This is a genomic window from Bacillus sp. LR_5 (assembly GCF_042709275.1).
Genome location: NZ_JAVAXX010000430.1, coordinates 1 through 3717 on the forward strand (window position 1 = coordinate 1; position 3717 = coordinate 3717).

Below are 3717 nucleotides of genomic sequence, written 5' to 3' on the forward strand. Positions count from 1 at the left end.
GAGAAACGGTCTGCAAGCTCCTTCGCTTTCAAGTATGTTCGGTTAATGACAGTGACCTTGCCGATTCCCTGTCCGTGCAGGTTTTCCGCAGCAAGCTCGCCCATTTTTCCCGCACCGAGAATCAATATGTGCTTGCTTGAAAGGTTTCCGAAGATTTTTTTAGCAAGTTCAACTGCTGCATAGCTTACTGATACTGCATTTGAGCCAATGTCTGTTTCAGCATGAGTCCGTTTGCCCACTGTAACCGCCTGCTTAAACAGCTCATTAAAAATAGTCCCGATCGTTTTTTCTTGCTGAGCTGTTTTAAAGCTGTCGCGCACCTGGCCGAGAATCTGCGTTTCACCAATCACCATAGAATCAAGTCCGCAGGCTACACGGAATAAATGCTCAACAGCCGCATCGCTTTCATAAAATGTTAAAAACGGCGACAGTTCTTCTTTGCTTAATTGAAACCAATCAGCTAAAAACTTTTTTATATAATAACGGCCGGTATGGAGCTGGTCGACTACCGCATAAATTTCAGTGCGATTGCATGTGGAAACGATGATGTTTTCAAGAATGCTTTTCTCTTCCTTCAGCTGCACCATCGCTTCTGCCAGCTCATTCGGCTGAAAGCTTACTTTTTCACGTATCTCAATAGGGGCGGATTTATAATCTACTCCCACAACAAGTATATGCATCGCTTTAATTACACCCCCAACACCCAATCTTTTATTTATAATCATTCTAACATAGAACTCATTATTTATAATAATTATAACATAGTTTCTTTCACAAAATGTGAACAGATTTTAAAATTCTTATGCTATATTAGAAAAAGCTTCAGGGAAAAGAAGCATTCCTATTGACAATACCAAAAACAGCAGAAATTTACTACACATCAGCTCTAAAAAACAAGAAGGTGATATGCATGAAACAAAAATCAATTTTATTCCCTTGTCTGCTACTTGCCGCTTCTGTATATGCATGGCTAGAAAGCGGCCAAGCCGAACTGTTTTCAGGGCAGGATCAATGGCCTGTTCTCCTCATGTTATTAGGCGCAGCCTTTGTATATCAAGGAAAAAAAGAAGCCGTTACACCCCATATTTTTATTGGTTTACTTCTCTTCGGGATCGGTTTACACTTTTTTTCCAAGCCGAAATGGGTATGGTGGCCGGATGATTTTGAAATGCTCCTCTTTATGATCGGCTTCTCACTTCTCGTTTCAACCGTTCAAAAAAAAGAATATGTATATGAAGCTGTGTCGATGATTTGTTTTTCCCTGTTTTTGTACTTTTTCAAACAAATTATGGCATGGCTTGAGTCTGCGCATATTCCAACAGCGCTTCTGAAGGAGTATTGGCCGTTTGTCTTTATTGGAATCAGTTTATTGTTATTATTGATAAAACGAAAAAAATCTATACGATAAATAAAACCGGTAGAGGATCCTCTACCGGTTTATCATTTTTTTGATCGCTCCCCAAGCTTCGTCTTTTCCCTTTTTCGTTTCTGAGGAAAAGAGAATCAGCTCGTCTTCCGGATCAATATTTAATGTTTGTCGGACAACCTTCGCGTGTTTGTCCCATTTGCCTTTCGGGATCTTATCCGCCTTTGTAGCGATAACAATAACAGGAATGCCGTAATACTTTAAGAATTCATACATCTGTACATCATCATTAGATGGCGCATGCCGCAAATCAACGATCTGCACCACAGCTTTTAATTCCTCGCGTGTCGTGATATATGTTTCAATCATTCTGCCCCATGCTTCACGCTCAGACTTTGACACTTTGGCAAAACCGTAGCCCGGCACATCCACAAAATGCAGCTCATCATTGATAATGTAGAAATTAAGCGTTTGTGTTTTTCCCGGCTTTGATGACGTTCTCGCAAGATTTTTGCGATTGATTAATGAATTGATAAAAGACGATTTTCCTACGTTCGATCTTCCGGCCAATGCGATTTCCGGAAGCCCCCCTTCAGGGTACTGTTCCGGTTTTACTGCACTGATCACGATTTCTGACTTTGTGACTTTCATTTCTTCTCTCCTACTAAGGCATGTTCCAAAACCTCGTCTAAGTGGGACGCCAATATAAATGTCAGCCCCTCCCTGACGCTTTCCGGAATATCCTCTATATCTTTTTCATTATCTTTAGGCGCAATAATGGTCGTTAATCCCGCTCTATGTGCGCCAAGCGCTTTTTCCTTTAAGCCGCCGATCGGCAGCACGCGCCCGCGAAGCGTGATTTCCCCAGTCATGCCGACTTCACGCGAAACCGCCCGTCCCGTTAAAGCAGAAACAAGCGCTGTTGCCATCGTAATACCGGCTGACGGACCATCTTTTGGCACCGCACCCTCTGGTACATGTATATGAATATCATACTTCTCATGAAAGTCAGGTTCAATGCCAAGTTCTTCTGTTTTGGATCGCACATAGCTGAATGCAGCCTGAGCAGACTCTCTCATAACATCTCCGAGCTTTCCTGTCAGGATTAATTTCCCTTTCCCCGGAGAAAGCGATACTTCAATCGACAGCGTATCTCCGCCAACGGTTGTATAAGCAAGCCCTGTCACTACACCAACCTGATCCTCTGTCTCAGCTTGTCCATATCTGAAAATACGTTTTCCGATAAAGTCTTGAAGGTTCTTCTCAGTAACCGTAATCCGTTTTCGCTCTTCAGCAACAATGGCTTTTGCAGCTTTACGGCAAATCGCGGCAAGCTGGCGTTCAAGGCTTCTCACACCAGCTTCTCTCGTATAGTAGCGGATAATATCAAGAATCGCCTGATCACGCAGCTGAAGATTGCTTTTCTTCAGCCCGTGTTCTTTGATTTGCTTTGGAAGCAAGTGATCCTTTACGATTTCAAGTTTTTCTATTTCTGTGTAGCCTGCGATATTAATAATTTCCATTCTGTCTCTGAGCGGGCCCGGAATTGTGGCCAAATTGTTCGCCGTTGCGATAAACAGCACTTTGGATAAATCAAAGGTTTCTTCAATATAGTGATCACTGAAGCTGCTGTTTTGCTCTGGATCAAGCACTTCAAGCATAGCGGATGATGGGTCTCCTCTAAAATCAGATGACATTTTGTCAATTTCGTCTAATAAGAAGACCGGATTCAGCTTGCCCGCTTTTTTCATCCCTTGAATAATACGTCCAGGCATTGCTCCGACATAGGTCCGTCTGTGTCCGCGTATCTCTGATTCGTCCCGAACTCCTCCGAGTGAGATTCTGACGAATTTGCGTCCCAAGCTTTTTGCAATTGATTTGGCTAAAGACGTTTTTCCGACACCTGGAGGTCCTGCCAAACAGAGAATCGGGCCTTTCAGGGATTTGGTCAGCTTCTGGACAGCCAAATATTCTAAAATACGTTCTTTTACTTTTTCAAGCCCGTGGTGCTCTTCGTCCAAGAGACGTCCTGCTTCTTTCAAATCAAGCTTATCATCTGTTTCATCCGTCCACGGAAGAGCAACCAGCCAGTCGATATAGTTGCGGATCACGGAGCTTTCCGCAGAACTTGACGGAATTTTTTCATATCTGTTCAATTCTTTAAGCGCTGTTTCCTTCACATGATCAGGCATGCCTGCTTCTTCGATTTTTTCCGTCAGCGTCTGAACTTCGCCAGTTTTGCCTTCTTTATCGCCAAGCTCTTTTTGGATCGCCTTCATTTGTTCACGCAAGTAGTATTCCTTCTGCGTACGCTCCATCGAACGTTTGACGCGCTGGCCGATTTTTTTCTC

At 43.2% G+C, this 3717-nt stretch carries 4 protein-coding genes; 1 reads left to right on the forward strand and 3 read right to left on the reverse strand.

Annotated features, from left to right (window positions below; translation table 11 throughout):
- The coding region (gene hemA, locus RAC86_RS36415) for a glutamyl-tRNA reductase (protein ID WP_377886757.1) at positions 1-680 on the reverse strand (680 nt) is incomplete at its 3' end.
- A 230-nt stretch (positions 681-910) separates the two neighbouring features.
- On the opposite strand from hemA, the gene RAC86_RS36420 reads away from it, so the two are divergent.
- Positions 911-1408 carry a hypothetical protein gene (locus tag RAC86_RS36420; protein ID WP_377886758.1) on the forward strand — a complete coding sequence of 166 codons (498 nt, stop codon included), beginning with the start codon at positions 911-913 and terminating at the stop codon, positions 1406-1408.
- A gap of 21 nt (positions 1409-1429) precedes the next feature.
- Here RAC86_RS36420 and yihA read toward each other — a convergent pair whose 3' ends face one another.
- Entirely contained in the window at positions 1430-2017 is a 588-nt protein-coding gene (yihA, locus tag RAC86_RS36425; RefSeq protein ID WP_003229621.1) for a ribosome biogenesis GTP-binding protein YihA/YsxC, read from the reverse strand.
- On the reverse strand, positions 2014-3717 hold a 1704-nt coding region (lon, locus tag RAC86_RS36430), incomplete at its 5' end, for an endopeptidase La (RefSeq protein ID WP_377886759.1). The genes yihA and lon, both read right to left, overlap by 4 nt.